Origin of the sequence: Citrifermentans bremense R1, from assembly GCF_000426865.1 — a bacterium.
Taxonomy (GTDB): domain Bacteria; phylum Desulfobacterota; class Desulfuromonadia; order Geobacterales; family Geobacteraceae; genus Geomonas; species Geomonas bremensis.
This window is the reverse complement of sequence record NZ_KE384581.1, coordinates 338,405-364,973: the sequence shown is the minus strand read 5'-3', so window position 1 is coordinate 364,973 and position 26,569 is coordinate 338,405. Positions and strand designations below refer to the sequence as shown.

Sequence of the window (26,569 nt, the reverse complement as noted above, 5' to 3'; positions counted from 1 at the left end):
CGTCAAAATATGGAGGTCAAATAAGAATATGGTGGTCAAACAAGAGAGTCATTGGTCGCAACTCTCCGAAAGGCTTTCCTACATTGACGGTTGGGAACCGGGTCAGATTAGACATCAGGGGGGGGCACAACTGTTACTGAAAGCTTCTTTTGAAGAGTGAAAGAATACAGGAGATCTGTGATACTGAGGGGGGTGAAATGGAACAATGCGGAAATGTACTCATCGAGGATGGTCTGATATCTCAGGCCTTTCGTTTTCCTTTTTTATCTTTCAAAAAGTCGTCCCTTGTCAGTTTCACATCACGCAGGATCTTTGCGAACAGACCAGGTCCAATAACTTCGCCGGCATGCAATGGGACGACTGTTACACGGCCATCTGGGTGCTTCATAAAGAGATGGCTTCCTCGTTGCCGCTCGGCGAAGAAGCCAAAGGTCTTTAAGATTTCGGCGACCACCTTACCTTCGAGGACAGGGAAACGTGTCACACCGCGATCCTCTGCACTCCAACCAGATGCTTGCGAGGACGTTGGGATTCTGCTGCTTCCTTGCAGAGCTCTATTGCCTCTCTCACGCGCTCCATTAGTTCATCCAACGATTTGGCCTGAGTGTGGCACCCTTCGAGTTCCGGCACTTCGGCAACATAGTAGCCCGTTTCATCCTGCTCAATTATGACGGTGTATTCTCTTTTCACGCTGCAACTCCTCTTCGGTTTAACGTGATGTGCTCAGGCTGTACTTAGGGAATGCTACATGAAATAGTGACCAAAAGCAAAATCCCCAGTCGCTTCTTGGCAACTGGGGATTGTTTTTCTTTTGGAGCGGGAAACGGGATTCGAACCCGCGACCTTCAGCTTGGGAAGCTGACACTCTACCACTGAGTTATTCCCGCTTAAATCGAGTGGTCTTTGTACCGCACTTTACCCGTCGCTGTCAATGGTTTTGTTTAGTTACCTGTCCCTACCTTTTCTTTCTTCCGCTCCTCCATTTGGTTAAGCGGCGCTCGGCATCACGATCTTGGAAAGCATCTTCTCTGCTACGGCACGACCTGATACTTGATAGGTCCCTGCCTGTATCTGCGACTTCAATTCCTCCACCTTCTCGTTTCTAAAATCCAGACGCCGCTGCGCTTTGGGAACTACCGGGATGTAACTGGAAAGCGCGACCTTGTCGGCTGCCGGCTGCTGCTTAGCATTTGCTTCCCCATTCGCTTCGGCCACTTCGGGCTTGTCCGCCCGCACGACTGAGAGTTGGGTTGCTGCCGGATTCGGATTGAGTTCTTCGATTTTCATCTGATTCTTGCCCCCGATAAGTAAGGTACGGAATAAGGTTTAGTTCTGTTTCGACAGCTAAGAAAATAACTTTAGCTTTTTTTCATCGCTCACCGTTTTTGTGTTAAAAAACGGCAAATTCAGCAGTGACTGAAAATCGGATACCTGATAGTGGGCTCCTGCAAGCTCACTCACCTCGCCATAACCGTAACTACAGCCGACGGTGAAAACGCCAGCCCCTAATCCTGCTGCGATGTCGTTGATACTGTCCCCCACCATGACGCATTCAGCGGCTTCGATCTTATATTGCCTCAGGACGGCCAGCACGGGCTCGGGCGAGGGCTTCCTGTAGGGGAATGAATCGGCCCCGAATACCTCGGCGAAGGCGTCACCGAGACCCAGCTTGGCGAGGACTTCCTTGCAGAGGGCGACGTTCTTGTTGGAGAGGACCACCATGGGGATGCCGAAGCCCTTCAGCTTCCTCAGGGTCTCGGGGACGCCGGGATAGGGACGGGTCTTGTCGGCTATGTGGGCCAGGTTGTAATCGAGAAATACGCCCAGCGCCTGGTCCACCTGCGCCGCAGTGGATCCGGGAAGCGCCCGCTCTACCAGGTTCCGCGCCCCCTGCCCTACCAGCTTGCGGACCTCGGGAATCCCTATTTCGGGGAGGTCGTAGTTGCTGCGGATGAGGTTGGTGGCGTCGGTCAGGTCGGGGAGCGAATCGATCAGCGTCCCGTCCAGGTCGAAAATGAGCAGCCGCGTAGGAGCCATGTTCTTTCTCCAAGTAAAGGGGGACGGTGAAAAGGGGGACAGGCACCTGGCGGAGCCAGTCCCCCACCGAAAGTCCCCAGATATGAAAGAGCCGCGGCAACCGGCTTCTACCCGGCTACCGCGGCGTTTCAACTGCAAAAAGCGAACCTCCATAGGGAGGGGCTATTTATTCCCACTCGATGGTTGCGGGGGGCTTCTGGCTGATGTCGTAAACCACGCGGTTCACGCCCTTCACCTCGTTGATGATTCTTGAGGAAATACTGCCGAGTAGCTCGTAGGGGAGCTTGACCCAGTCCGCGGTCATGCCGTCCAGGGAGTTGACGGCACGAAGGGCCACGGTCCACTCGTAGGTCCTGGCGTCGCCCATGACCCCGACGGTCTTGACCGGCAGCAGTACGGCAAACGACTGCCAGATCTCGCGATATAACCCGGCTTTCCTGATCTCTTCGATGACGATGGCGTCGGCATCGCGCAGGATGTCGAGCTTCTCCGCGGAGAGTTCGCCGATGCAGCGGATGGCGAGGCCGGGACCCGGGAACGGCTGGCGGTACACCACCTCGTCGGGCATGCCGAGTTCCTTGCCCAGAAGCCGCACCTCGTCCTTGAACAGCTCGCGCACCGGCTCCAGGAGCTTCAGGTTCATCTTCTCGGGGAGACCGCCCACGTTGTGGTGGCTCTTGATGACGGCGGAGGGGCCCTTGGTGGAGACGGATTCGATCACGTCGGGGTAGAGGGTCCCCTGCGCCAGGTAATCGACCTGACCCAGCTTCTTGGCCTCCTCCTCGAAGAGGTAGATGAACTCGTTGCCGATGATCTTGCGCTTTTGCTCGGGGTCGGAGACCCCTTCCAGCATGCCGAGGAAGCGGTCGGCGGCGTCGACGTGGGCGAGGTTGATCTTGAAGTGCTTGGTGAAGAGGTTCACCACCTTGTCGGCTTCGCCCTTCCTCAGAAGGCCGTTGTTGACGAAGACGCAGTGCAGCTGATCGCCGATCGCCTTGTGGATCAGGACGGCGACGACGGCGGAGTCGACCCCGCCGGAGAGGGCGCAGAGGACCTTGCCGGTGCCGACCTTCTCGCGGATGCTGGCCAGTTCGGTCTCGATGAAGTTGGCCATGGTCCAGGTGGGCTTCGAGCCGCAGACGTTGAAGAGGAAGTTGCCGATCATCTCGTCGCCGCGCGGGGTGTGCACCACCTCGGGGTGGAACTGGACGCCGAAGAAGTTGCGCTTCTCATCCTTCATGGCGGCCACGGGGCAGCCTGTCGTGTGGGCCATGAGCTGGAAGCCGGCCGGCATCGCCTCGATGCGGTCGCCGTGGGACATCCAAACCTCGGCGCCGCCGTCGAAGCCGGCGAAGATCTCGCTCTTGCCGTCGAGGGCAAGCGTCGCGCGGCCGAATTCACGCTTGTCGCAGCGCTCCACGCGCCCGCCCAGCTGCTGGGTCATCAGCTGCATGCCGTAGCAGATGCCGAGGACCGGGATGCCTAGATCGTAGATGCCGAGGTCGGAGTGCGGGGCGTCCTTGTCGTAGACGCTGGAGGGGCCGCCGGAAAGGATGATCCCCTTCGGGGCGAACGCCTTGATCTTCTCGAGCGCCATGTTGTAGGGGTGGATCTCGCAGTAAACGCTCTGCTCCCTCACGCGCCTGGCGATCAGCTGGGTTACCTGGGAGCCGAAGTCGAGGATCAGCACCTTCTCGGAGTGTATGTCGATGGTCATTGGATGAATTCCTTATTTTTTAAGTCAAAAGCTGTCACGCAAAGACGCCAAGGCGCAAAGTACTGCCGAACCAGCTTTTCTTTGCGTCTTTGCGGCTTTGCGTGAGCCGGTTCCTTGCGCCTTGCCGTTCCCTGCGCCTTATTTTTCCACCCGGTAGTTCGGGGCTTCTTTGGTGATCATGACGTCGTGCACGTGGGACTCTTTGAGGCCCGCGCCGGTGATCCTGACGAAGCGCCCGTTTTGCTGCAGCTCGACGATGGTCCGGCTCCCGGTGTAGCCCATGCCGGCGCGCAGGCCGCCCATCAGCTGGTGCACGTTGGCGGAAAGCGGTCCCCTGAGCGGAACCATCCCCTCGATCCCTTCGGGTACGAGCTTCACGTCGCTGTCGACGTCGCTTTGGAAGTAGCGGTCCTTGCTCCCTTCCTTCATGGCGCCGATGGAGCCCATGCCGCGGTAGCTCTTGTAGGCGCGGCCCTGGTACAGGATGGTGTCGCCCGGGGATTCTTCGGTCCCTGCGAAGAGGGAACCGATCATGACGACGTCGGCGCCGGCGGCAACGGCCTTGGTGAGATCGCCGGAGTATTTGATGCCGCCGTCTGCGATGAGCGGTATGCCGTGCTTCTTGGCTACCCTGGAGCACTCGGCGATGGCGGTGATCTGGGGGACGCCGATGCCGGCGACCACGCGGGTGGTGCAGATGGAGCCCGGTCCGATGCCGACCTTGATGGCGTCGACGCCGGCCTTGATCAGAGCCTCGGCGGCGTCGGCGGTGGCGATGTTGCCGGCCACGAGCTCAAGCCCCGGGAAGTCGGATTTGATGCGGGCGATGGTGTCGATTACCCCCTGGGAGTGGCCGTGGGCGGTGTCGATGACCACGACGTCCACGCCCGCCTTCAGGAGAGCGTCGATGCGCGCGTCTACGTCCGGGGTCGGGCCGACTGCAGCGCCTACCCGCAGGCGCCCGAGGGAGTCCTTGCAGGCGTTGGGGTACTTCTTGATCTTCTCGATGTCCTTGATGGTGATGAGCCCCTTGAGGTTCTTCTCCCCGTCGACCACCAGAAGCTTCTCTACCCTGGTGTGCTTCAGGTGCTCTTTCGCCTGCTCCAGCGTGGTCCCGACCGGCACGGTGACCAGGTTCCTCTTGGTCATGCGGTCGGAGATGAGCAGGTCCAGGTTGGTCTCGAAACGGAGGTCCCTGTTGGTCAGTATGCCTACCAGCTTGCCGTTGGCCTTGGTGATCGGCACCCCGGAGATCCTGTACTTCGCCATCATCTCCAGAGCCTCCCGGATGCGCTGGTTGGGGCGCATGGTGATCGGGTCCACGATCATCCCGGATTCGCTCTTCTTGACCTTATCCACTTCCATCGCCTGCTCGGCGACGGTGAGGTTCTTGTGGATGAAGCCGATACCCCCTTCGCGCGCCATGCAGATAGCCGCCCTCGATTCTGTGACAGTGTCCATGGCGGCACTCACCAGCGGGATGTTCAACTGGATGTTGTTGGTGAGCCTGGAGCTTAAATCGGTATCGCGGGGGAGGATGAGCGAGTGGGCAGGGAGGAGCAGGACGTCGTCAAAGGTAAGACCTTCCGGGAGGCTGCTTTCTAACATTAGGGAGACTCCTTTTGTTGTTTGGGGCGCGGGATATTAACCGGAAAACCTATTACAAGGGGCAGTCCAAGTCAACTGAAATTTGCCTAATCAAGGGCCCAAAAATCATATGATTTCCCAAATTTATCGTTTACATAGAGGGGGTTAACGAGATCCAGACAAATCCCCCCTGCCCCCCCTTCGCAAAGGGGGGAACGTGAGTGGTCGTGCTCTGCTCGGTGGACAGGTTCCCCCGATGAAGTTTCGCAAAGGGGCAACCTCAACGTGAATCACATCGGGATGAAGGCTTCCTTGTGCCCCATCTTGGCAAGCGACGCGACGATCAGCTCGACCGCCCCGTCCAGATCGGCAAGGGACAGGGTCTCCACCGGGGTGTGCATGTAACGCAGCGGAATTTTCACTAAGGCGGTGGCGACGCCCCCGCGGGAAATCTGCATCACGTTGGCGTCGGTGCCGGTCGCCCGGGCGATGCCGGTGTACTGGACCGCGATGCCGTTGCCGGTAGCGGTGTCAGATAAAAGGTCGAAGAGGACCGGGTTGATGTTGGCGCCGCGCGGAAGGATCGGCCCCTTCCCGAGGCCTACTTCGCCGTTGTGCTTTTTGTCCACGTCGGGCTGGTCGGTGGCGAAATCCACCTCGACGCAGATGCCGACGTCGGGGTTCACCGAGTAGCTGCTGGTGGTGCCGCCGCGCAGGCCGACTTCCTCCTGGACCGAGGAGACGCCGTAGAGGTCGATGGGGAGCTGGTCGGGAAGCTCGGAGACGCGGCGGAGCACTTCGGCTACCACGAAGCTGCCGGCCTTGTCGTCGAGTCCCCGCGAACTGACGCGGTCCCCGAAGAGCCGCTCCAGGTTGCCGGCGAAGGTGATGGGATCGCCTACCCGCACCCACTCCAGGGCCTCTTTCTTGTTGGCGGCGCCGATGTCTATGTACTGGGCGTCCAGCTTGATGACGGTATCGCGCTCCTTGGGCTCGATCAGGTGGATGGGGCGCTTGCCGATCACGCCGTTCAGCTTCCCTTTGGCGGTGTGTACGTGGACCCGCATGCCGGGGGTGATGTGGGGGTCGACCCCGCCGATGGCGGAGAAATAGATGAAACCGTTGTCATCCAGGTAGCGGACCTGGAGCCCGATCTCGTCGGAGTGCCCGACGACCATGATGCGTGGGCGGTTATTTCCCGCTCCCTGGATCATGCCGAAGACGTTCCCCATGACGTCGGTCGCCACCTGGCAGAAGGGTTCTATGTAGGAGCGGAAGACCCGCTGGGCAGGCTGCTCGTACCCCGAGGGGCTGGGCGCCGCCAGCAATTGCTGCAGGAATTCGAAAGATGCGTCGCGCATGAAACCTCCGAGAAGCAGATAAAGATAAAGATTGAGATTAAGATTGAGAAACTGCGAACTGCCAAGGCTTCATTCACATGCCGGGCACCTTTTCTACACGGGCTGCCTCTTCTACATGGGGTATTTCCCCATGGAGGCGGGATCCATGTGATCCAGGAAGTCGACGAAACGACGGGCGTTGTTCTCGCCGGCCAGGCCGTCCTCCTTGAGGTCGAGGGTGGAGACCTGGGCCAGCACGTCGGGGTCCACCAGCACGGGTTGCTGGTACCTGAGCGAAAGGAGCATCGCCTCGGTCACGTGCACTTCCAGCCGGATTTCCTCACCGTCCCTGGGCAACAGCCGCACGGAGGAGGTGAAAGCGCCGTCTTTAAGGCTTTCGATGACGATGCGGGACAGCGTCATCTCCATCTGTTCGACGAGGGCGGTAAAGACGTCCTTGCGGCGGGTCCTGGCAGCCGCTTCGCGCCCCACGAACTGGGCGGCAAAGGCGACGGAATCCTGGGCGTTGATCCAGACCGGCACCGCGTGCTTTTCCTCGGCATCCTTCAGTATGATCACCGGCATCTGCGCGATGGCATCTAGCGCGAAGCCGAACACCTTCATCTCCAGATACATCTTCGCCTCCCCCGTTTTCATTTCAGTCATGGACGATTTCGCCCTTGAGCAGGGTCTGCAACCCTTCCACTATCCTCACGTCCAGCACCCGTCCGGCCAGGGAGGGGTCCCCCGCCATGACGGTGCCGCGGTTGCCGCCGGTCCTGCCGAAGAGGGAGTCGCCTGTGCTGCTCAAACCCTCCACCAGCACCTTTTGCACCGTCCCTTCCAGGCTCCGGTTCCTGGCCAGGGTGGTCTGCTTCTGTGCCGCCTGCAACCTTTCCAGGCGCCCCTGCTTCTCGGCACGGGTCGCGTCGTCGGCATACTCTGCGGCTTTGGTCCCCGGACGCGCCGAGTAGATGAAGGAGAAGAGATCGGCGTACTGCACCTGCTCCATCAATGCCATGGTGTCCTGAAAGGCCGCCTCGTCCTCGCCGGGAAAGCCGACGATCATGTCGCCGGTGAACTGGATCCCGGGGCAGGCCTCTTTGAGCGCCGCCACCTTGGCCAGGTACTGCTGCGCGGTGTAGCCGCGGTTCATTTTCTGCAGCACCCGGTCGCTTCCCGACTGGGCGGGAAGGTGAATGTGGGGGGCAAGCTTCGAAAGATCGGCGAAGCACTCTATGAGCCTTGGCGACATGTCCTTGGGATGCGAGGTGGTGAACCGGATACGCTCAATGCCGTCGACCTGCGCCACCAAGCGCAAAAGGTCCGGGAAATCCGGCTCCCCCGGCTGCTTGGAGCAATAAGAGTTCACGTTCTGCCCTAAAAGGGTCACCTCGGTGACGCCGGAATCGGCCAGGGCCCGTACCTCTTCGACCACCTTGGCGGCGCTCCTGCTGATCTCGCGGCCGCGCACGTGCGGAACGATGCAGTAGGCGCAGAAATTGTCGCATCCCTGCATGACGGTGACGAACCGGGTCCCCCCCCCTTCCGCCTCGGAGTGCGGGAAGAGATCGAACCGCTTTTCGTCGTCAAGAAAGTCGGTCTGGCTGCTCCGCTTCCCTTCCTCGGCGGCCGCGACCATCCCCTGCAGCAGGTGCAGGTTGTGGGTGCCGAAGACAAGGTTTACGAAAGGCGCTTTCTTGAGGAGCTTTTCCCCCTCCTGCTGGGCGACGCAGCCGCCCACGCCGATGATGAGCCCCGGCTTTGTCTTCTTGATCGACTTGAACTTCCCCAGGTGCCCGTAGACCCGCTGCTCGGCGGTAGCCCTGATGCTGCAGGTGTTCAATAAAACCAGGTCGGCATCGACCGGGTCCTGCGTCTGCTGGTATCCCATCCCCTTCATCAGGGTAACTATCTTCTCTGAATCACTGACGTTCATCTGGCAACCGAAGGTTTCCAGGTAGAGCTTTTTTGCTTGGTTCACGTGTTTTTCCCGATGGTTAAATAGATGGATAGTACGAAAACTGCACCTGCCTCGTCAACACCTATTACCGCCGAGTCCGCACTGCTCCGCCCCGCGCGACAATATAATTAAAATTTCCTATAGCAATAATGGAATATTCAATAAGAAATATATTGACATATAAATAGCTAAGGATTATAAGCTGGATTAATTTCCTCGCAAGTTACGTGACTTTTTTTCGTATGGATTCGGGTCCGGTCCAACCAAGCTATTCCGGCACATTACATCGCGCCGATTTATTTCCCCCAGAGTGAAGGTGGTTAACACCAGCAACAAAAAGGAGAGGTACATGAGAAAACTGGAAAAGCTGTTGGTCGGCGCGGCCGTTTGCGCACTGGCCGTACCTGCGGTGGCGCAGGCGGACGAGCAGGAAATGCAGAGGAAAATCGAGGAACTCACCAAGAAAGTGCAGAAACTAGAGGAGCAGAAGGGGGGCACTGACCAGAAGAAGATCGAGGATCTGACCCGCAAGGTGGACAAGATCGAGGAAAAATCGCTGGGAAGGTGGCTCACCATCGGCGGCGACTACCGCTTCAGGCTGGACAGTCTGAACGGCAGCACCAAGGCGTACACCGATGCCTTCGGCTCCCTCACCAACGCGCAGAACGACCTTCAGGGCAGAATCTTCGGCGGCGGCACGTTGGCAGGGACTCCGCTTCCCGCCCTGATGCCGCTCGTGCAGACCATGCAGGGGACCACAAGCTTTAGCGCTGCAAGCCAAATGATGCAGACGTTGGCTATGACCCCTGCCCAGATAGCCACGTTACCTCCGGCGCAACAGGCGCAGATCCAGGGTATGCAACAGATGGCAGGCGCGTTGCAAACCACTTACGCCAAGCGTGTCCCCGCTTACAAGCCAAACAACGACACCCTCTATACCAACAGGTTCGGCCTGAACATGCATGCTAAGGCGACCAAGGACGTGACCGTCAACGTCCGCCTGCTAGCATACAAAACCTTCGGATCCGGCGACGACCAGGCAGTCACCAACGGCGGCGCCACTCCGTTCTTCGCCGACCGCGTCGGGGTCTTCGACGGCACGCTCGGGCGCGTTCCTTCCAGCGATTTCCTTAACGTCGACCGCGCTTATGCAACCTGGTCCAACATCGCCGAGCAGCCGATCTGGTTCTCCGTGGGCCGTCGCCCCTCCACCGAGGGTGCGCCGTCTAACCTCCGTCTGAACAATGAGCGCCCGGGCAACGGCGGCACCCCCGCCCTTCTCGTCGATTACGCCTTCGACGGCATGACCCTCGGCTGGGCCCCCGACATCGAAGCCCTTCCCGGCGCCTACACCAAGATCTGTTACGGCCGCGGCTTCGAGGCTGGCTTCGAAACCGCCAACAACAACCTGAAAGACACCGACATGCTCGGGCTCGCCATCATCCCGGTCGACACCGACCCGCTGCGCGTCTGGCTGCAGTACAACCGCGGCTTCAACATCTTCGACTTCCCCGCCATGAACGACACCTACTTCGGCAATACCGCTCCTGCCGTCAACCTCGGCGCGATCGACTGGTACGGCCTCGGCGCCATGAGCACGCTGAAGAAAGTCGGCCCGGGCAACCTCAACTTCTTCGGCGACGTCGGGATGAGCGTCACCCATCCGAACGACAGTGTCTCCGGCAATGCCGGGTTCCAAGGCCTGATGACCGGCGGCTTCTTCAACCCTGAAGCCCCCACCAGCAAAACCGGCTGGGCCACCTACGTCGGCGCGCGTTACGACTACGAGCCGAGCAAGACCAAGCTGGGCCTCGAGTACAACCACGGCTCCAAGAACTGGATCACCTTCGCACCTGCTGCTGACGACATGTGGACTTCCAAGGTCGGTACCCGCGGCGACGTCTACGAAGCTTACCTGATCCAGGAACTCAACAGCAAGCCGGTCTCCTCTTACATCTCCAAGGCCTTCTTCCGCATCGGCTTCCAGTACTACGACTTCGCATACACCGGGAGCAACAACTGGGTTGGCGCTCCGGTCAAGATTTCCAGCATCCAGCCGACCGACATGATGCTGATGACGCCGGTCAAGAGCGCCCGCGACATCTACGCGACGCTGGAAGTGAAATTCTAAGGAACCGCTCCAGAATAGAGCTCTGACAACAAACGGCGGGGCGGCAACAAAGGGTGCCGCCCCGCCGAAAAGGAGAACGAAGATGAAAAAAGCAGTTTCGGTAATGGTTCTGGTAGCAGTCGCGGCACTCTCCATCCTCTGCTTCAGCGGCATCGCGAGCGCCGGAGAAGAGATCAAGATGGTGGGCGTAATCACCAAGATCGATATCGCCGGCAAGGACGCCAAGACCGCCACCGCCACCCTCAAGGACAACAAGACCGAGGCGCTGGTGGTGATCACCGTTAACGACGACCTCACCCTGGACAAGTTCAAGGACCACAGGATCGTCGAGGGGGACGAGATCCGCTGCAAGTACGAAACGATCGACGGCAAGAACGTGTCCAAGCTCTTCAGGAAGACCGCCGGCTGCTGATGCGCCGGCAGTGACTTTTTATTCCGATTTGCTCCTGACGCTGTAGTTTCCCGAGATTACAGCGTTCATTTTGGGCTTTTACATCATATTATATGAATATTTAACCGGCAGCGCATTGACTTCCTGCGCTGTGTACCACACCCGCCCCACGGGCGGGACCGAAACTAAAGAGGGATACCGATGAAAAAGACAGGCATGATAGCGGCAGTTTTCGGCCTCGCCCTGGCGGCAACCACGGCAATGGCAGAGCATCCAGGCAAGGAGTCCATCGCCAAGAGCGGCTACAAAGGCCCCGAGACCTGCGAGGAGTGCCACCCCGGCAGCGCCAAGGGTTTCATGGACACGGTGCACTGGAAGCACGCCTCCAAGGTGACCAACGTGGACGGCGTCGACCCGAAGAAAGAGTACGGGATGAAGAACCGCATCTACGTCATGTGCAACGGCAACGACATCGTGAACAACCTGAAGGAAATCCCGAAGAGTCCGGTTACCGGCAAGAGCAAGTTCACCGGCTGTAACACCTGCCACCCCGGCAACCACCTGAGCGACGTCGGGAGCACCGGCCCCGAGGCTGAGGCGGCAGTGGACTGCCTGGTCTGCCACTCGACCGACTACGACTTCCGCCAGAGAAAGGCCTCGAAGAACGAGAAGGGGCAGGTGGTGATGGGGCAGGACAGGAGCACCAAGGCGGCGCTCGCCATCGGCAAGCCGACCGTCAAGAACTGCATGGTCTGCCATGAGGCGGCAGGCGGCGGCGTCATCGTGAAACGCGGCTTCTCCTTCACCAAGGATACCGACGCGCACGCGGCCAAAGGGATGGTCTGTGTGGACTGCCACAAGGCGAAGAACCACAAGATCCCGACCGGACACGATCCCAACAACTGGGCCAACGACAACGTCTTCATCTCCTGCTCTGACACCTCCTGCCACGGGGGCAAACCGCACAAGGACGCGGACCTGAACCGCCACAGCGCCAAGGTCGCCTGCCAGACCTGCCACATCCCGCGCACCGGCGGCGCCTTCGCCAAGGACTTCACCGTTTGGGAGCAGACGCCCGACAAGTTCTACGAGCCGACGACGCTGAAAAAAGAGGCAAACGAGACCACCCCGGTCTACGCCTGGTACAACGGCACCGTAAAGAACACCCCGCACTTCATCGGCCCGAAAGGGAGCAGAATGGACGGCAAGAGCAAGATCTCCCCGTTCAAGATCTTCCAGGGGAAGGCCTTCTACAACAAGCAGACCGGGGAGCTCCTCTCCATGGACTTCGCCCAGCCGATGTCCAACGGCGACACCCGCGCCGGCGTCCTCTCCGCGGCGAAGACCCTGGGGATGAAAGACCCCGAGAAGGTAGCCAAGGAGGCAGTTGCAGGTTGGCAGACCATTTACTTCGGCAGCAACCACCTGGTCACCAAGAGCAAGGCTCTTTTCTGCGCCAACTGCCATGCGCCCAACGGCGTGCTTAACTTCAAGGACCTGGGCTACAGCGACAAGGAAATCGTGAGGCTGACCAGCCCCGAGCTCTTCATGAAGAAGCTGGCCGAGAAGCAGAAAGAAGAGTGGTAGCTGTAAGCACGCAGTAGGATAGGAAGGAAGAAAAGCCCCCCTGCAACAAGGGGGGCTTTTCATATTGGGGAGAAGAAGCCGGGCTACTTACGCCCCAGACAAAGTATGACGGGGTAGCAACGCGAACCGCCGTCCGCCCCCTTTTTTTCCATGACGGCGGCGGTCACCACACGCACCTCCCGCAGGCCGTTTTTGGAGAACTCCCCGGCCAGGAATTCCCGGGAGAAGCCGTGGTGCAAGACGCCTTTAGAATCGCCATGAAAGCTGCCGTCTTCCGTCTCCAGGTCGGCCAGCGCGAGAAAGCCCCCCGGCTTCAGCGCCGCGGCAAGCGAGGCGATCAAGGCGGAGACGTCCTGCATGTGGTGCAGCGTCATGGCACTGGTGATGAGGTCGTAGGAAGCCTCTAGCGTCTGACGCTCCAGATCCAGCAGCTGCACCGTCACGTTTTCTACCTTTCCTTCATCCAGCTTGCGCTGCAGGACCTCGAGCATCCCCTTGGAGCTGTCGGCACCGGTTATCTTCCCTACGAGCGGCTGAAGTCCCAAGGTGACCAGTCCGCTGCCGCAGCCGTAATCTAGCGCCTGCATCCCGGCATCGAGGGGGAGCTCGCGGCGCATGGCGCTCACGATGTCCTGTGCCAGCTTCACGCGGCGCGGTTCCTGGTCCCAACTGTTGGCAACGGCGTCGAAGTCACGTTTGTTGGCTTGCTGCATGATGATTTCTCCTTGGGCGGTGGGTGGGGCCGCGACGCGGCCCGTTTGGTGCGACAATGGTAATATTCAAAGATATGAATGTCAATACATCCCTCGCCTTTGTTAGGGAAATCCCCCCTACCCTTCTCAAAGGGGGGAACGCAAGTTCTCGCAGCGCTTCAATCTCGTTCCCAGGGTCCACCTTGGGCACCCGGAATCGCCACGCACCATAATGAGAAATATCGCTGGCTTGTGGGCAGCAACCGTGCTATGTTGACGAGTTCGCGAACTGGGCATGTTTTTTTACCTTACCGTCGACTTTGCGGTTGACAGTAGGCCGCCGCAGTGTTATATAATTCCTCTTTCAAAAAACCCTAAAAAGCTACATTTTTAAAATACCCGGAGGTGCAGTTTGGCAAATCACAAATCGGCAATGAAAAGGATCAAGCAGACGGCTAAGAGAACGGAGCGCAACAAGCACGAACGTTCCACCCTGCGCACCTTCATCAAGCGCGTCCGCGAAGCGGTTGCCACCAAGGACCAGGAGGCTGCAAAGGCCGCTCTGGCTGTGGCCATCCCCGTCATTGACGGCGCTGCTACCAAGGGGATCATCCACTCCTCGAACGCTTCCAGGAACGTTTCCCGTCTCACCAAGCTGGTCAACACCCTGGGCTAATCCCCGGGCTGATCGAGCTGGAAAAGCTGAAAAAGGGAATTCCCATACGGGGATTCCCTTTTTGTGTTGCCGCTGCAGACGATTTAATATCCGCTCGACTGAGCTCTCAAACCTCCCTCTCCCTCTGGGAGAGGGCCGGGGTGAGGGAGGTTTTACCGGCCGGAGTGAGCGACTCCTACTTCCGGCACGCCTCCATCACGAAACGCTCGAAGGCCGCTCCTTCCAGGGCTCCCGACTTGAAGGCCAAGTCGAGTTCCAGCATACGCTCGAAAATCTGCTTCAGTTCCCCCACCGTGTAGTTTCTCGCCTGATCGGTCACCTTCTTCAAGAAATACGGGTTGATCCCGGACGCCTTCGCCAGTTCGGCGGGGGGAAGCCTGCGGTCCAAAAGCTCCCGCACCTGCCACAACTGCCGGTAATGGCGCGAAACGGCCCCGAGGATGCGCAGCGGCGCCTCGCCGTCCTGCAAAAGGGAGGTGAGCATCCTGAGCGCGCGCGGAAGCTCCTTCGCCCCCAGGGCGTCGGTGAACTCGAAGACGCTCTCGACCTTGGTGTCGGAGACGATGGCCTTGACGTCGGCTACGCCGATGGATTCCTTCTTGCCGCAGTAGATGCAGAGTTTCTCGATCTGGGAGACCAGTTCCTGCAGGTTGTTGCCGACCAGGAAGGCGAGAAGCTCGGCGGCGGCGGAGTCTATCTTCTTCCCCGCGGCACGCACCTCGTCGCGCACGTAGGGTCCCAGCTGGTTCTCGTAGGGGCGTTTGAACTCGACGGCTTCGCCGCGCTTCTTGAACTCGGCGTAGAACTTCTTGCGCCCGTCTACCTTCTCCGCCTGCAGGATCAGGCAGGCCCCGGGACAAGGGTCCTGCACGTATGAGAGGAGTATCTCCATGGCGCCGGCGGAAAGCTCCCCCCCCTTCTTCACCAGCACGACCCTGCGCTCGGCGAACATCGGCAGCGTCTGTGCGGCGCTGAAGACCTCGTCCCCCTTGCACTCGTTGCCGTAGAAGACGTTCAGGTTGAAGTCGCGAAAGGAGGGATCCACGGCGCGCTCCAGGAGTTTCTTCACGGCGCGCTCCACCAGGTACGGCTCATCCCCGTACAAAAGGTAAAGGGACGCGAGTTCCCCCTTGTCGACCGCCTTGATGAATTCTTCCGGTTTCATGCCTGTCCCTCTTTCGTTTCCTTCATCGGTAAAGCCATCCGCTATCGCCGTTACGCGTCCTTGCTGTAGAGCACCACGCCCACCCGGTCTATGTGCTCAATCAGCCGGGGCTCGGTGACCCCTTCGTAATGCACTACATCGAAAAAATAGGGAAGGGGCTTCTCTTCGTTCAAAATCTCCGCCAGCTTGAGCGCCGTGTCGTAATTGACCGCCGCCCCTTTGATGGCAAGGTCGACGTCGGAGCCCGTCTTGAAGTTACCCTTGGCCCTCGACCCGAACAGCACCAGCTGAGAGATCTCAGGCAGGGATTTCACAGCTGCGAGGATGTGCTCCAGGTCTCTTTCCAGGAGTCCGTAAGGCATGTTCACCTGCCCGCCCTGGCGCGAAACTCCGCATGCAGCAGCTCCAGCAGCGGGAAATACCTGTGGCGTATCTTTTCCTCTACAGCCTGGGCGGTTGCTTCGTTATAGGTGTGCGTGGTGAGATTGCGATCCTCCAGCGCATCGATCCAGTCGTGCCCTTGGGTTACCATTCCCGCCTCGAATGCCTGCTTGATCGCGTCGCGCGGACTCCTGACGCTGAACCCTTCTGCTTCCTCGTAGTCCTTCAAAACCTTCCAGGCCAGCTCGAAAGCCATCTCGAAAAACTGTATCAGCCCCGCCCGTTCCACGATAGAGGGGGCCGGTATCGCGACGGCATCGCGAAGCAGCAAGAACGCCTTCTCGAAATGGTTGAACCGCTGCTGCCAGCGGATGTCTTCACTGACCATGGCCTGCTCCCGAACTGCCGTTAAAAAACCGCCCACCAGCCTGATGCTGAATGGGCGGCGTTAAGGTGATCGATTCGACCCGGCTTAGCCTCAGAAGCGCTCCCCGAGCTTTTGCCAGATCCGCTCGGCGAGACGGCGCGTCACCTTGGCTACGGCGGCCTCTTCCGCATTCTGCTGCAATGCTATGTTGGCGTTGACCGGGTAGACCTGCTGCTCGGTCAGCTCCCCCTTCCAGAGCACCTTCTGGGTCCGCTTCTCGCGCAGACTCGCCTGCACGGTCATGGCGGCCGAGTACTCCTGGATCGCGTCCATCCGGTTGTAGGAAACCGGCGACGTGGCGTAGGAAAGTACGGTTCCGGAGAGCTCCAGTTGAGCCTTGTCCCCCGGAAGCACCCGCCGCCCTGTGCGCAGCGCGAACTCGTCTATCAGGTCGCGCGCCAGCACCCCTTCCACCCCGGGGCGGAACGACTTGTTGGCGAAAAGAACGATGTCCACGCCGTTGGCCTCGGCGAGCGGTCCCCGCTGCACCACCGGGCGATAGCCGCAGCCGCCCGCCAGAACCAGGACCAAAAGCGCCAGTACGATCGTTCTCAGGGCCATGCTCCTTGCCGGCATGCTGTCACCGTTACGCGACGACAATGCTCACCAGCTTGCCGGGGACGTAGACGACCTTCTTGACGTCCTTCCCTTCGAGATAGGGCTTGATCTTGTCGTCGGCCAGGGCCTGGGCTCTGATCTCCTCTTCCTTGGCGTCAGGGGCGACGGTCAGCTTGCTTCTCAGCTTGCCGTTCACCTGGATCACCACGGTCACCTCTTCGTCGACCACGGCGGCCGCGTCGTAGCCGGGCCAGCCTGCTGCTTCCAGTACGGAGGCGTGGCCCAACTGGAACCAGAGTTCCTCGGCGAAGTGCGGCACGAAGGGGGCCAAAAGGCGCACCACCGATTCCACCGCCTCGCGCACCACGGCGACGTTTTCCGGCGCGTCCTTGGCGGCAAAGGCCTGGATGGCGTTGACCAGTTCCATGACTGCGGCGATCGCGGTGTTGAAGTGGAAACGCTCTTCGACGTCCTCGCTCACCTTCTTGATGGTCTTGTGCACGGCACGCCGGAGTTTCTTGGCTTCGGCGCCGAGCTCTCCCGGGTTCACGGAGCCCGCCTCCCCGATCACCGGGAGCACGTCGTAAACGAGGCGCCAGACGCGATTCAGGAAGCGGTAGCTACCGTCGACCCCCTGGTCGCTCCAGTCCAGATCCTTCTCGGGGGGAGCGGCGAAGAGAGAGAACAGGCGCGCGGTATCGGCGCCGTAGCGCTCGATGAGGGCGTTGGGGTCGACCACGTTCCCCTTGGATTTGCTCATCTTGGCGCCGTCCTTGATCACCATCCCCTGGGTGAGGAGGTTGGAGAACGGCTCGTCCACGTTGCAGTAACCCAAGTCCCTGAGCACCTTGGTGAAGAAGCGGGCGTAGAGCAGGTGCAATACGGCATGCTCGATGCCGCCGATGTACTGGTCCACCGGCATCCAGGCCTCGACCTTCTCCCGGTCCAGGGGGCCTGCCGAGAACTTCGGCGAGCAGTAGCGCAGGAAGTACCAGGAGGACTGCACGAAGGTGTCCATGGTATCGGTCTCGCGGCGCGCGGTCTCGCCGCACTGCGGGCAGGTGCAGGTGGTGAAGCTATCCACGCGGGCCAGCGGGTTCCCCCCCTCGCCGGTGAACTCGGCGTCCATGGGAAGCACGACCGGCAGGTCGGCCTCGGGGACCGCCACCACGCCGCAGAGGTCGCAGTTGATCACCGGGATGGGGTTGCCCCAGTAACGCTGGCGCGAGATGCCCCAGTCGCGCAGGCGGAAGTTGACCGTCTTCTTGCCGATCCCTTCCTTTTCCAGGAAGTCGGCGATGGCCTCCTTGGCGTCGGCGTTTCCCATGCCGTCGAAGCGGCCGGAGTTGGCCATGATCCCTTCGGCGGTGTAGGCCTCGGTCATGGTCGCCGGATCCAGGGTCTCCCCTTCGGGCTGGATCACCACCTTGAGCGGCAGGTTGTATTTCCTGGCGAACTCGAAGTCGCGCTGGTCGTGGGTCGGTACCGCCATGACCGCGCCGGTGCCGTAATCCATCAGCACGAAGTTGGCGAGGTAGATCGGCATCTTCGTACTGGTGACGGGGTTGATGCAGTAGGAGCCGGTGAAGACACCCTCCTTCTCCAGGTCTTCCGCCCCCCGCTTGATGCGGTCGGTCTTCTTCACCTTGTCGATGAAGGCCGCGACCTCGGCGCGCTGCGCATCGCTGGCCAAGTCCAGCGCCAAGGGGTGCTCGGCGGCAAGGGACATGAAGGTGGCGCCGAAAAGGGTGTCCTGCCTGGTGGTGAAGACCTTGATTTTCCCGAGCCCGTTCTCCAGCGGGAAGTCGATCTCGCAGCCGGTAGAGCGCCCGATCCAGTTCCTCTGCATGGTGAGAACCCGCTCCGGCCAGCCGGTGAGCTTGTAGGTGTCGTCGAGGAGTTCCTGCGCGTAGTTGGTGATCCTGAAGGACCACTGCTCCAGTTCCTTCTGCTGGACCGGCGAATCGCAGCGCCAGCAGCAGCCGTCCTCGACCTGCTCGTTGGCGAGCACCGTCTCGCACTTGGGGCACCAGTTGACGGCGGAGGATTTCTTGTAGGCAAGCCCCTTCTTGTACATCTCCAGGAAGATGCGCTGTTCCCACTTGTAGTAGTCGAGGTCGCAGGTGGCGAGTTCGCGGTCCCAGTCGTAGGAAAGGCCGAGCGTTTTCAGCTGGCCGCGCATGTAGGCGATGTTCTCGTAGGTCCACTTGGCGGGATGGCTCTTGTTCTGGATCGCCGCGTTCTCCGCGGGCATGCCGAAGGCGTCCCACCCCATCGGGTGCAGCACGTTGTACCCCTGCATCCTCTTGAAGCGCGCGATGACGTCGCCGATGGAGTAGTTCCTGACGTGGCCCATGTGGATCTTCCCCGAGGGGTACGGGAACATCTCCAGCAGGTAGTACTTCTTCCGGCTGGGATCCTCGTTCGCCTTGAAGCTCTTGTGCTCAGCCCAGTAACCCTGCCATTTCTCCTCAACCGCTGAGGGAACGTATTTCTCTTCCATTAAAAACCGCCTTCCAGGCGTCCGGCTCGGGGACGCGCGTATTGTTGAATAAATTGCAGTTGCTGCAATAAACAGTTGTTCGTGTTGAAACCGCTGAAGCGGGATAGATCTGGAGCGTCAGCGCCGCACCGGCAGCAGCGCCGCCGGCCGCTAAGGCCTGCGCAACCGCGACAGTTTATCCGGCGGGGCCGCAGGGGCGGCTGCCGCAGGGGCGGCTTTTGTTCCCCTCGGAGGGTGCCGGGTGGGCGATGCGCTCAGCCAGCGCCTCTCCCGCCGCGGCAAGAGCCTAATGGCTCTAGGCGATCTTGAGCAGGCTCTTCGCCACGTCCAGGATCTTCGTGGGCTGGATCGGCTTGGTGATGTAGTCGTTCGCCCCCAGGGCCAGCGCGCGCTCCCGGTCTTCCTGCGCCCCCTCCGTGGTGATCACCACGATGGGGATCGCCTTGTAGTTGGCGTCGTTTCTCACCAGGCTCACCAGCTTCAACCCGTCCATGATCGGCATGTTGATGTCGGTGAGTATCAGGTCGAACCGCTCCGAGGAGAGCTTTTTCAACCCGTCCACGCCGTCGTTGGCCTCGACTATGCGGACGCCGCGGATCCTTTTCAGGGCGAAGGCGATGAGCTGCCTCATGGTCGGCGAATCTTCAACTATCAAAACGTTGTAATCTGACATCTGACCTGTATCCCCCATTTCAATAGCTGATTATTTGGTCAAGAGATCAATGAATCCCTGGATGGTCGACAGTTTCCGCTCCGAATCGCTGTAGAGCCTGGAGCTGAAGATGGCGGTCGCCGCGTGCCCGGCCAGGAGCGTGAACAGCTCGTAGTCGACCGGCGCGAACTCCTTTTTCTGCATCAGGAGCTTGTAGATGGCGAGGACGCCGATCACGTGCTCCTTGATCTTGAGCGGGATGCAGACCATGGGCGCGGTGAAGTCGCGCTCGTAGGCGTCGAAGTCGGTGGCGAAATGGCTCTCGCCGGAGGTTGCCACCTCGCCGATGACGCCCTTGCCCAACCGCACCGGCGGGATCTCGCTCCGCTCCACCCCTTCGGTGGCCACAGCCTGGATCTCGTCGCTCTTCTCGTCCAGGAGCATGATGGCGAACTCCTCGGCCCCGATCAGGTTGATGATGATCTCCGTGATGATCTGGAGCACCTCTTTGAAGTCGAGCGTCGAGTGCAGCTGGTAGCTCGCGATGTAGAGGTTGGCGAGGTTGTTGTTCTCGTCCTCGATCTCCAGGTAGCGCGCCGCGAAATCCTGGTTCTCCTCCTCGACGTGCTTGATCCGGTCCAGGATCTCCTGCTTCTCGGCTTCGAGATCGGCGATCCGCTCGGTGAGCTTCCTCAGGTCGGCTCCGGACCCGGCCTCGCCGCCTGAAGTCTGGAACTTCTCGAGCTCGAGCACCCTGAACCGCAGCCGCTCGTTCTCCTTGAGCAGGTCCTGGGTGAACTCGGCACCCTTTTTGAAAACCTGCAGGAACTCCTCGCCCCTGCTATGAACCATACGTTCATCGTCCTTTTGCATACGCACTCCGGTTTTCGTCTTGTTGTCAGCCAAACCGCGGCATGAAGCCGCAGCGATGCATGATCTCGCGTGCCATGTCGTCCATGGGCACCACTTTGTCCACCAGCCCCGTGGCTATCGCCTCCCGCGGCATGCCGAAGACCACCGCGCTCTCCTCCGACTCCGCCACGATCTGGGCGCCCGCCTTCTTCGCCTCGCGCACCCCCAGCGCCCCGTCGTTCCCCATCCCGGTCAAGACCACCGCCAGCATCCGCTGCCGGTAGAGCTCGGCGCAGGAGCGGAGCATGACGTCCACCGAAGGGATGTAGCGGTCCTTGGGCCCGGGCTCGACGACGCGGGCCACCACCTTGTCCGCCATCCTGGCGAAGACCAGGTTCTTGCCGCCGGGGGCTATCAGGGCCCGCCCCGGAAGCACCTCGTCGCCGTCCTTTGCCTCCCTCACCTCGAAACCGGTGCTGCGGTTGAGCCTTTCGGCGAAGGCGGTGGTGAAGCCCGCCGGCATGTGCTGGGAGATCACCATGGCGAAGGGGGGCGCGTCCTTGAAGGAGGCGAAGATCCGCTGCAGCGCGGGAGGCCCGCCCGTAGAGGCCCCTATGGCCACGATGTCGATGGCCCCGGCCTCCCCGACAGGCGGGGCGGCAATGGCGATCTCCGGGGCGGGGGGTTCCGGTTCGCTGCGCTTTTGCACACGCGCCATGTTCAGCTTGAAGACGCTCAGCACCTTCTCGTGCAGGTCCTGCTGGATCTTCAAAAGCTCGTCGGAGATGACGCTGGTGGGCTTGGCGATGAAGTCCACCGCCCCCAGTTCCAGCGCCTTGAACACCTTCTCGTCGCCGCTCGTGGAGCTGATCACGATGACCGGGACCGGCGTGTTGGCCATCAGGATGCGCAGCATGGTGAAGCCGTCCATCCTCGGCATCTCGAGATCGAGGGTCACCAGGTCCGGGGTCAGGTCGATCACGCGCCTGATTCCCTCCTCCCCGTTGGTGGCGTACCCCACCACCTCGACCCCGGGAAGCTCCTCGAGCATCCTGGTTATGGCGCGGCGATTATATGCCGAATCGTCGACGACTACTACCCGTATTCTTTTCACGTGACCACTCCGCCGCCGGTACTGTTGGTTTTCTGGTAGACCATATCGTTTTTCAGGTGTTTGAGCGCGAATGACGTCGTGATGTTCATCAGGGACTCGGAGTGCCCCAAAAGGAGGTACCCTCCGCCCCTAAGCGTGTTGTAAAAGGCTTCGATCACCTTCTTCTTCGAGGCCTCGTCGAAGTAGATGATGACGTTGCGGCAAAAGATCACGTCCATTTTTCCCAGAAGAGCCAGGCGGTTCTGGTCGAAGAGGTTCATCTGGCTTACCGTGACCAGTTCCCGGACCTCGTCGTTGATCCGGTATCCCCCTTCGGTCTCGGTGAAAAAGCGCTTCAGGTAGCGCTCTTCGGTGGCGCGGAACGAGGCCTTGCCGTAGACCCCCTTGCGGGCGTGCTGCACCACCCTGTGGCTTATGTCCGAGCCGACTATGTCTATGCGCCACCCGTCGAAGCACCCCATTTCCAGAAAGAGCATCGCTATCGTGTACGGCTCCTCCCCGGTGGAACAGCCGGCGCTCCAGATGCGCAGGGTGCGGTCGCGTTTCAGCTTCATCAGCTCGGGGACGATCTCGTCGGTGAAGGCCCGGAGCTGGAACGCCTCGCGAAAGAAGTAGGTCTCGTTGGTGGTGAGGAGATCCATGATGTCGGAGATCTCCTGCTCTTTCGCGCGATCGTACTTCAGGAACTGGTAGTACTCCCTGAACCCGGAGAGGTTATGGAGGGTGACCCTCTGCAAAAGGCGCCGGTCCAGAAGGTACTTGGAGTCGTCGTCGAAAAAGAGGCCGCAGTGATGATAGATCAGGTCCCTGATCAGGCGGAATTCCTCTTCGGTAAGGTGCAGTCCGGGTTCGAAGAACGGCATCAGCGCAGCCTGCCGAGCAATGCCGCAATTTCGCCTCGCACCAGCTGGTCCGACTCGCTTGCCAGCGCCCGGTCCAGGATCGCCACGGACTCACCCCCCCGAAGTTTCGCCAGGGCGCGCACGAAGCTGCGCCGCACCATCCAGTGCGGGTGAGCGAGAAGGAGGTCGCTGTGCCCATCGATCCAGCCGCAGCCGAAACCGGACAGGATCTCGATCGCCGCCTCCACCACCTCTTCGTCGCCGTTTGAGAGCGCCTGTTCCACCGGGGCGAGGGCATTTGCCCCCCCTAGTGCCGCCACCGTCGAAAGGGCGGCGATCAGCACCGGGCCGCTGGCCTGGTCCAAGAGCGCGATGACGCCGGGAAGTGCGCCTGAGTTCCCCAGGAGGGCAAGCCCTTTGAGCGCCGCCGTCTGCACCCATGGATCGCTATCGTTCAAGGCCAGCAAAAGCGGCGCCAGCGCGTCGGGTCCACCATGGTCGGAGAGGGCATGCGCCGCAGCCAGGCGTACCTCCGGCTCCTCGTCCGAAAGCGCCAGAGCCAGATGCGAGAGCGCCTGGGGAAGTTCGACCCGCCCCAGCGACGACACCGCCGCCTGGCGCACCGTTGCATCCTCGTCCTTCACCAGCGGCGTGAGCCGCTCGCCGTCCGCAAGGGCCCCGAGGATGAGAGCTGCGTTGCGCCTCTTGGCGGGAAGCTGCGCGCGCGTGAGCGCCGAGGCCAGCACGCTCAGGGTGGCGGGTTCGGTGGCCGCAAACGCCCGCAGCCCCTCCAGGGCCGCCTCGCGCACCTGCGGCTCGTCGTCATCGAGCAGCTCGGCCAGGCGCGTCACGGCTCCCTGGGGTTTGAGCCTCCCCAGGGCGAGCGCGCAAGAGCGCCTGACTTGGGCCGAGTCGTCGAGGAGCCCGTCGAGGAGGAGCTTTTCCTGGCCGGCGTCGCCGAACTTGGCGATGAGCTGCGCTATCACGGCGCGCTCGACGGGAACCGCAGCCGGGAAGTGGTCCACGAGCTCCGGCAAGAGCGTGGGGCCGATGCGCCGAAACGCGTCGATGCAGACGTCTCTGAGCCGTTCGCTGCGGCAGACGTGCAGAAGCGGCAGCGCCGCCCGCGTGTCCCCGATGGTCCCCACGATGCGGACCAGCGCGCTCAAGACCACGGGGTCCTCGCTGTGCAGCGAATCGATCAGCTTCTTGGCGATCGGGCCGCCGCTCATTTCCTGCAAGCGGAGGTCGACCAGGGGGGTCTGCTTTTCGGCCGGCAGACGTTCACGCACCCGCATCAGCGCCATGGCGGCCGCCTCGCGGGCGTTCTTCGCCTTTTCCTGCAGCCCCTGCAGCAGTATGGGAATGGATTGGGCGTCGCCTAAGGCCGCGAGGCAGTCATACGTCGCGCGCCTGAGCAGGCTTTCCTTAAGCAGCGGGGCAAGCGAGACGAGCGGCACCGGGGCGCCGATCAGGGCCAGAGCATCCAGCACCGTGAACTTGAGCCAGATCTCCCCCCCCTCCAGCACCGCCAACAGGTGCGGCAGAGCTGCCGCGTCCCCAATTTTGCCCAGGTTCTCAGCGGCGGCGACCCGCACGTTCATGTCGTCGTCGTCGAGAGCCCGGACCAGAAGCGGGAGGCACTTTTCGCAGCCGATGTTTCCGAGGATATCGATGACGAATTTGCGCAGGTCGGGGTCGGAGTCGTTCAGGTGCGCGCAAAGCTGCTGCACCGCGGCGGCGCCGATCAATTCCAGCGCCTCCACCGCGGAATTCCTGAGCCCCGCGTTCTCCGAGGAGCGCAACGCTGCGATCAAGGCTTCAAGCACCGGCGCTTCGAGCGGTTGCGCCTGGAGAACCGCCGTGACCGCCTCTTTCCTGACGCGCCAGCTTTCGTCCCCCATGGCCTTGAAGATGAGCGGCATGGTGCTCGCGAAGGGGTGGTCCCTCAGGGCCAGCACGGCAAGGCGCCGTTCCTCCTCGTCGCGGCTGCTGAGTTTTATCGATATGTCTTCCAGGACAGTTGCCAGAAGTGACTCCTAGGCGTTCAGTTCGGCGCGTTTTTTTGCGATTACTTCCTCGAAGGCTTCCTTCAGGAACGAGGTGGTGTCGCGCACCTGCTGGGACACCCTTTGCCGGTAGAGGTTTTCCCCCTCGCGGATGTCGTCGGCCAACAGCTGGTGGAACGTCCCCTCTCGCACCCCCTGCTCGACCTTGGCCTGGTTGTAAAGGACGATGTCCGAAACGATGATCCTGGCCAGGCGCCGTGCCTTCACATGCTCAGGCGTGGTCTCCGCGGAAGCAGGTGCAGGTGAGGGCGCTGCCGCGGGTGCCGGGGCGCTGTCCGACAGGTCCGACCAGTCCGACTGGTCCGGCTGCACCGCCGCCACGGCCGCTGCCGCCGCGGGCTCCGCTGCCGGCGCTGCCGCCTCTACCGTGGAGGTTTCCTCCACCTCGCACTGGCGGATCTCGCTGCGGGTCTCCTCCTGCTCTGCCAGCTCGTTTTCGGTCGGGCTTTGGGCCTGCGGCTCGCTTCCGGAGGCAAGGCGGTAGATCATCGGGACCAGCGAATCGGGAATGTGGTGCTTCTCGATGTAGTCGTCGGCGCCGTAAAGCGAATTGGGGGACCTCTTGTAGCGGGTCTTGTCGTAAATGGAGGCGATCAGCACGATCTTCACGTTGGCCAGCGCCGGGTCCTGACGCACCCTTTCGCAAACCTCGAAACCGAACATGGTGGGAAGTGCGACGTCTAGAAGCAGCACGTCCGGCGTCACCTGCTGCACCGTTTCCAGGGCCTCTTTCCCGTCGGTGCAGAGAAAGAGCTGGAACGACTCGTGGGCAAGCACCTTCTCCACGGCCTGGCAGAAGGCCGCACTCTCGTTGGCGATCACCACCTTGAGCTTGGCCTTTGCCCCCTCGCTGCGCTCCCCCTTCCTGACCAGGCGGAAAACGGCCCGGCAGTTGGAGCAGCGAAGCTTCTTGGGCTGATCCGGCGTTCCCGGATCCACGTTGAACCTTTTCTTGCAATTGGGGCAGACAATCAGCATGCGGAGCTCTTTTTGTTCGTGGAAGTGCCCCCCGTCTGGGGGGAGAAGATGCCGAGCTCAGCTTTTTCCTGGAAGGTAAGCAGAGCGTCTATATTGAGCAGCATGACCGGCACCTCGCGCACCAGGCAGAGCCCGACCATGTACTCGCCGCCGACGATGCGCACCCCTCGCGGCGGCGCCTTCAGCTCCCGAAGCGGAATGGTGATCATCTCGGTCACCTCGTCCACCATGAGGGCAATCGGCTGGCCGGAAATGGAAAGTATCAAAAGGCGGGCGGTTTCCGCGTTCTCGGCAGGGGGAAGCCCGAACCTCTTCCTTAGGTCCACCACCGGGATCACGCTCCCCCGCAGGTTGATCACCCCCTCCACGAAGGGGAGCGCCCGGGGGAGCGGGGCGAGCCTCGGGACCCGGATGATCTCCCTGATCCTCATGATGTCGACGGCGTAGAGCCCGTCTCCCATCTTCAGGCAGGCAACCTGTATTTCCTGCAACTCCTGTGTCGTCAAGAACGGTCTCCCCTGCCGGTCGCCTGGTTCCCCAAAAGCCCCCCGATCACCTCGAGCACCTTCACCGATTTGAAAGGCTTGGTGATGTAGGCGTCGGCCCCGGCGACGCGGCCGGCCTCAAGGTCGCGGCTGCTCTTTTTCGCGGTGAGCATGACAACGGGAATGGACCTCGTCTCCGGGTCCTGCTTGATGCTGCGGCAGACCTCGAACCCATCCATGTCGGGAAGCATGATGTCGAGCACCACGAGATCCGGCCGATCCTGCGAGATGGAGCGCAAGGCATCGACCCCGCCCCTGACGCCGGTCACCTGGTACCCCTTCGAGGTGAAGAGTATGCTCTCCAGTTTCAGCAAGCTCTCCTCGTCCTCGACTACAAGGATCCTGTTTTTCTCCATGCGACT

The 26,569-nt window shown here is 61.0% G+C and carries 27 protein-coding genes and 1 tRNA gene; 4 read left to right on the top strand and 24 right to left on the bottom strand.

Annotation, left to right across the window (positions count from 1 at the left end; translation table 11 throughout):
- Positions 1-241: 241 nt before the first annotated feature.
- The 10 genes from K419_RS0120590 to miaB form a co-directional block, all read right to left on the bottom strand.
- Entirely contained in the window at positions 242-484 is a 243-nt protein-coding gene (locus K419_RS0120590; protein ID WP_026843190.1) for a type II toxin-antitoxin system HicA family toxin, read from the bottom strand.
- Entirely contained in the window at positions 481-690 is a 210-nt protein-coding gene (locus tag K419_RS0120585; RefSeq protein WP_026843189.1) for a type II toxin-antitoxin system HicB family antitoxin, read from the bottom strand. Before K419_RS0120585 ends, K419_RS0120590 begins: the two co-directional genes overlap by 4 nt.
- 122 nt (positions 691-812) lie before the next feature.
- A tRNA-Gly gene (locus tag K419_RS0120580) sits at positions 813-887 on the bottom strand.
- 100 nt (positions 888-987) lie between these two features.
- Positions 988-1,287, bottom strand: a complete 300-nt coding sequence (flgM, locus tag K419_RS0120575) for a flagellar biosynthesis anti-sigma factor FlgM (protein ID WP_026843188.1) — start codon at positions 1,285-1,287, stop codon at positions 988-990.
- Between the two features lie 57 nt (positions 1,288-1,344).
- Entirely contained in the window at positions 1,345-2,037 is a 693-nt protein-coding gene (locus K419_RS0120570) for an HAD family hydrolase (RefSeq protein WP_026843187.1), read from the bottom strand.
- A 166-nt stretch (positions 2,038-2,203) separates the two neighbouring features.
- Positions 2,204-3,754 carry a glutamine-hydrolyzing GMP synthase gene (guaA, locus tag K419_RS0120565; protein WP_012529198.1) on the bottom strand — a complete coding sequence of 517 codons (1,551 nt, stop codon included), beginning with the start codon at positions 3,752-3,754 and terminating at the stop codon, positions 2,204-2,206.
- Between the two features lie 138 nt (positions 3,755-3,892).
- Entirely contained in the window at positions 3,893-5,362 is a 1,470-nt protein-coding gene (gene guaB, locus K419_RS0120560) for an IMP dehydrogenase (protein ID WP_012529197.1), read from the bottom strand.
- A gap of 269 nt (positions 5,363-5,631) precedes the next feature.
- Complete coding sequence (locus K419_RS0120555) at positions 5,632-6,702, bottom strand: M42 family metallopeptidase (protein ID WP_026843186.1); 1,071 nt, start codon at positions 6,700-6,702, stop codon at positions 5,632-5,634.
- Between the two features lie 111 nt (positions 6,703-6,813).
- Entirely contained in the window at positions 6,814-7,347 is a 534-nt protein-coding gene (locus tag K419_RS0120550; RefSeq protein WP_051293144.1) for a bifunctional nuclease family protein, read from the bottom strand.
- Complete coding sequence (gene miaB / locus K419_RS0120545; RefSeq protein WP_026843184.1) at positions 7,340-8,665, bottom strand: tRNA (N6-isopentenyl adenosine(37)-C2)-methylthiotransferase MiaB; 1,326 nt, start codon at positions 8,663-8,665, stop codon at positions 7,340-7,342. The genes K419_RS0120550 and miaB overlap by 8 nt, the downstream gene beginning before the upstream one ends.
- Positions 8,666-8,993: 328 nt before the next feature.
- Between miaB and K419_RS0120540 the strand changes: the two genes are divergently transcribed.
- From K419_RS0120540 to K419_RS0120530, 3 genes are all read left to right on the top strand, one after another.
- Positions 8,994-10,775: a DUF3373 domain-containing protein gene (locus tag K419_RS0120540; RefSeq protein ID WP_026843183.1), complete on the top strand. Its 1,782-nt coding sequence runs from the start codon at positions 8,994-8,996 to the stop codon at positions 10,773-10,775.
- Between the two features lie 82 nt (positions 10,776-10,857).
- Complete coding sequence (locus tag K419_RS0120535) at positions 10,858-11,187, top strand: hypothetical protein (RefSeq protein ID WP_026843182.1); 330 nt, start codon at positions 10,858-10,860, stop codon at positions 11,185-11,187.
- Between the two features lie 180 nt (positions 11,188-11,367).
- Complete coding sequence (locus tag K419_RS0120530) at positions 11,368-12,753, top strand: cytochrome c (RefSeq protein ID WP_026843181.1); 1,386 nt, start codon at positions 11,368-11,370, stop codon at positions 12,751-12,753.
- Positions 12,754-12,836: 83 nt separating this feature from the next.
- On the opposite strand, the gene K419_RS0120525 is transcribed toward K419_RS0120530, so the two are convergent.
- The gene (locus K419_RS0120525; RefSeq protein ID WP_026843180.1) at positions 12,837-13,466 is read right to left on the bottom strand and encodes a class I SAM-dependent methyltransferase; all 630 of its coding nucleotides are present in this window, start codon (positions 13,464-13,466) and stop codon (positions 12,837-12,839) included.
- 391 nt (positions 13,467-13,857) lie between these two features.
- Here K419_RS0120525 and rpsT point away from each other — a divergent pair, with 391 nt between their 5' ends.
- Complete coding sequence (gene rpsT, locus K419_RS0120520; protein ID WP_012529189.1) at positions 13,858-14,121, top strand: 30S ribosomal protein S20; 264 nt, start codon at positions 13,858-13,860, stop codon at positions 14,119-14,121.
- 175 nt (positions 14,122-14,296) lie between these two features.
- Here rpsT and holA read toward each other — a convergent pair whose 3' ends face one another.
- The 13 genes from holA to K419_RS0120455 form a co-directional block, all read right to left on the bottom strand.
- Positions 14,297-15,286, bottom strand: a complete 990-nt coding sequence (holA, locus tag K419_RS0120515) for a DNA polymerase III subunit delta (protein ID WP_026843179.1) — start codon at positions 15,284-15,286, stop codon at positions 14,297-14,299.
- Positions 15,287-15,336: 50 nt separating this feature from the next.
- A complete protein-coding gene (locus K419_RS0120510) occupies positions 15,337-15,648 on the bottom strand; it encodes a nucleotidyltransferase family protein (protein ID WP_035497668.1) in 312 nt (103 codons plus the stop codon).
- 2 nt (positions 15,649-15,650) lie between these two features.
- Positions 15,651-16,055 (bottom strand): nucleotidyltransferase substrate binding protein, encoded by a 405-nt coding sequence (locus tag K419_RS0120505; RefSeq protein ID WP_026843177.1) that lies wholly within the window; start codon positions 16,053-16,055, stop codon positions 15,651-15,653.
- A gap of 90 nt (positions 16,056-16,145) precedes the next feature.
- The gene (lptE, locus tag K419_RS0120500; RefSeq protein ID WP_226377748.1) at positions 16,146-16,655 is read right to left on the bottom strand and encodes an LPS assembly lipoprotein LptE; all 510 of its coding nucleotides are present in this window, start codon (positions 16,653-16,655) and stop codon (positions 16,146-16,148) included.
- Between the two features lie 25 nt (positions 16,656-16,680).
- On the bottom strand, positions 16,681-19,155 hold the full coding sequence (gene leuS, locus K419_RS0120495) for a leucine--tRNA ligase (RefSeq protein WP_026843175.1): 2,475 nt from the start codon (positions 19,153-19,155) through the stop codon (positions 16,681-16,683).
- A gap of 295 nt (positions 19,156-19,450) precedes the next feature.
- The gene (locus K419_RS0120490; protein WP_012529183.1) at positions 19,451-19,828 is read right to left on the bottom strand and encodes a response regulator; all 378 of its coding nucleotides are present in this window, start codon (positions 19,826-19,828) and stop codon (positions 19,451-19,453) included.
- 30 nt (positions 19,829-19,858) lie between these two features.
- On the bottom strand, positions 19,859-20,680 hold the full coding sequence (locus tag K419_RS0120485; RefSeq protein WP_026843174.1) for a GAF domain-containing protein: 822 nt from the start codon (positions 20,678-20,680) through the stop codon (positions 19,859-19,861).
- Between the two features lie 25 nt (positions 20,681-20,705).
- Positions 20,706-21,773, bottom strand: coding sequence for a protein-glutamate methylesterase/protein-glutamine glutaminase (locus K419_RS0120480; protein WP_026843173.1), 1,068 nt, complete (start codon positions 21,771-21,773; stop codon positions 20,706-20,708).
- Positions 21,770-22,636, bottom strand: a complete 867-nt coding sequence (locus tag K419_RS0120475) for a CheR family methyltransferase (protein WP_026843172.1) — start codon at positions 22,634-22,636, stop codon at positions 21,770-21,772. The genes K419_RS0120480 and K419_RS0120475 overlap by 4 nt, the downstream gene beginning before the upstream one ends.
- Positions 22,636-24,618 carry a HEAT repeat domain-containing protein gene (locus K419_RS0120470; protein ID WP_226377750.1) on the bottom strand — a complete coding sequence of 661 codons (1,983 nt, stop codon included), beginning with the start codon at positions 24,616-24,618 and terminating at the stop codon, positions 22,636-22,638. Before K419_RS0120470 ends, K419_RS0120475 begins: the two co-directional genes overlap by 1 nt.
- A 36-nt stretch (positions 24,619-24,654) precedes the next feature.
- Positions 24,655-25,662 carry a response regulator gene (locus K419_RS24340; protein ID WP_026843170.1) on the bottom strand — a complete coding sequence of 336 codons (1,008 nt, stop codon included), beginning with the start codon at positions 25,660-25,662 and terminating at the stop codon, positions 24,655-24,657.
- Positions 25,656-26,168 carry a chemotaxis protein CheW gene (locus tag K419_RS0120460; RefSeq protein WP_026843169.1) on the bottom strand — a complete coding sequence of 171 codons (513 nt, stop codon included), beginning with the start codon at positions 26,166-26,168 and terminating at the stop codon, positions 25,656-25,658. The genes K419_RS24340 and K419_RS0120460 overlap by 7 nt, the downstream gene beginning before the upstream one ends.
- Positions 26,165-26,563 carry a response regulator transcription factor gene (locus K419_RS0120455; protein WP_026843168.1) on the bottom strand — a complete coding sequence of 133 codons (399 nt, stop codon included), beginning with the start codon at positions 26,561-26,563 and terminating at the stop codon, positions 26,165-26,167. Before K419_RS0120455 ends, K419_RS0120460 begins: the two co-directional genes overlap by 4 nt.
- Between the last annotated feature and the right edge of the window lie 6 nt (positions 26,564-26,569).

What these genes read in the sequence shown, in the direction of transcription:
- K419_RS0120505 (WP_026843177.1), bottom strand. Translation starts at nt 16,055, where the DNA reads ATGGTCAGTGAAGACATCCGCTGGCAGCAGCGGTTCAACCATTTCGAG.
- holA (WP_026843179.1), bottom strand. Translation starts at nt 15,286, where the DNA reads ATGAAACCGGAAGAATTCATCAAGGCGGTCGACAAGGGGGAACTCGCG.
- K419_RS0120475 (WP_026843172.1), bottom strand. Translation starts at nt 22,636, where the DNA reads ATGCCGTTCTTCGAACCCGGACTGCACCTTACCGAAGAGGAATTCCGC.
- K419_RS0120555 (WP_026843186.1), bottom strand. Translation starts at nt 6,702, where the DNA reads ATGCGCGACGCATCTTTCGAATTCCTGCAGCAATTGCTGGCGGCGCCC.
- lptE (WP_226377748.1), bottom strand. Translation starts at nt 16,655, where the DNA reads ATGGCCCTGAGAACGATCGTACTGGCGCTTTTGGTCCTGGTTCTGGCG.
- K419_RS0120490 (WP_012529183.1), bottom strand. Translation starts at nt 19,828, where the DNA reads ATGTCAGATTACAACGTTTTGATAGTTGAAGATTCGCCGACCATGAGG.
- K419_RS0120455 (WP_026843168.1), bottom strand. Translation starts at nt 26,563, where the DNA reads ATGGAGAAAAACAGGATCCTTGTAGTCGAGGACGAGGAGAGCTTGCTG.
- K419_RS0120510 (WP_035497668.1), bottom strand. Translation starts at nt 15,648, where the DNA reads ATGCCTTACGGACTCCTGGAAAGAGACCTGGAGCACATCCTCGCAGCT.
- K419_RS0120525 (WP_026843180.1), bottom strand. Translation starts at nt 13,466, where the DNA reads ATGCAGCAAGCCAACAAACGTGACTTCGACGCCGTTGCCAACAGTTGG.
- K419_RS0120550 (WP_051293144.1), bottom strand. Translation starts at nt 7,347, where the DNA reads ATGACTGAAATGAAAACGGGGGAGGCGAAGATGTATCTGGAGATGAAG.
- flgM (WP_026843188.1), bottom strand. Translation starts at nt 1,287, where the DNA reads ATGAAAATCGAAGAACTCAATCCGAATCCGGCAGCAACCCAACTCTCA.
- guaA (WP_012529198.1), bottom strand. Translation starts at nt 3,754, where the DNA reads ATGACCATCGACATACACTCCGAGAAGGTGCTGATCCTCGACTTCGGC.
- K419_RS24340 (WP_026843170.1), bottom strand. Translation starts at nt 25,662, where the DNA reads ATGCTGATTGTCTGCCCCAATTGCAAGAAAAGGTTCAACGTGGATCCG.
- guaB (WP_012529197.1), bottom strand. Translation starts at nt 5,362, where the DNA reads ATGTTAGAAAGCAGCCTCCCGGAAGGTCTTACCTTTGACGACGTCCTG.
- K419_RS0120485 (WP_026843174.1), bottom strand. Translation starts at nt 20,680, where the DNA reads ATGCAAAAGGACGATGAACGTATGGTTCATAGCAGGGGCGAGGAGTTC.
- K419_RS0120535 (WP_026843182.1), top strand. Translation starts at nt 10,858, where the DNA reads ATGAAAAAAGCAGTTTCGGTAATGGTTCTGGTAGCAGTCGCGGCACTC.
- K419_RS0120540 (WP_026843183.1), top strand. Translation starts at nt 8,994, where the DNA reads ATGAGAAAACTGGAAAAGCTGTTGGTCGGCGCGGCCGTTTGCGCACTG.
- K419_RS0120570 (WP_026843187.1), bottom strand. Translation starts at nt 2,037, where the DNA reads ATGGCTCCTACGCGGCTGCTCATTTTCGACCTGGACGGGACGCTGATC.
- leuS (WP_026843175.1), bottom strand. Translation starts at nt 19,155, where the DNA reads ATGGAAGAGAAATACGTTCCCTCAGCGGTTGAGGAGAAATGGCAGGGT.
- K419_RS0120530 (WP_026843181.1), top strand. Translation starts at nt 11,368, where the DNA reads ATGAAAAAGACAGGCATGATAGCGGCAGTTTTCGGCCTCGCCCTGGCG.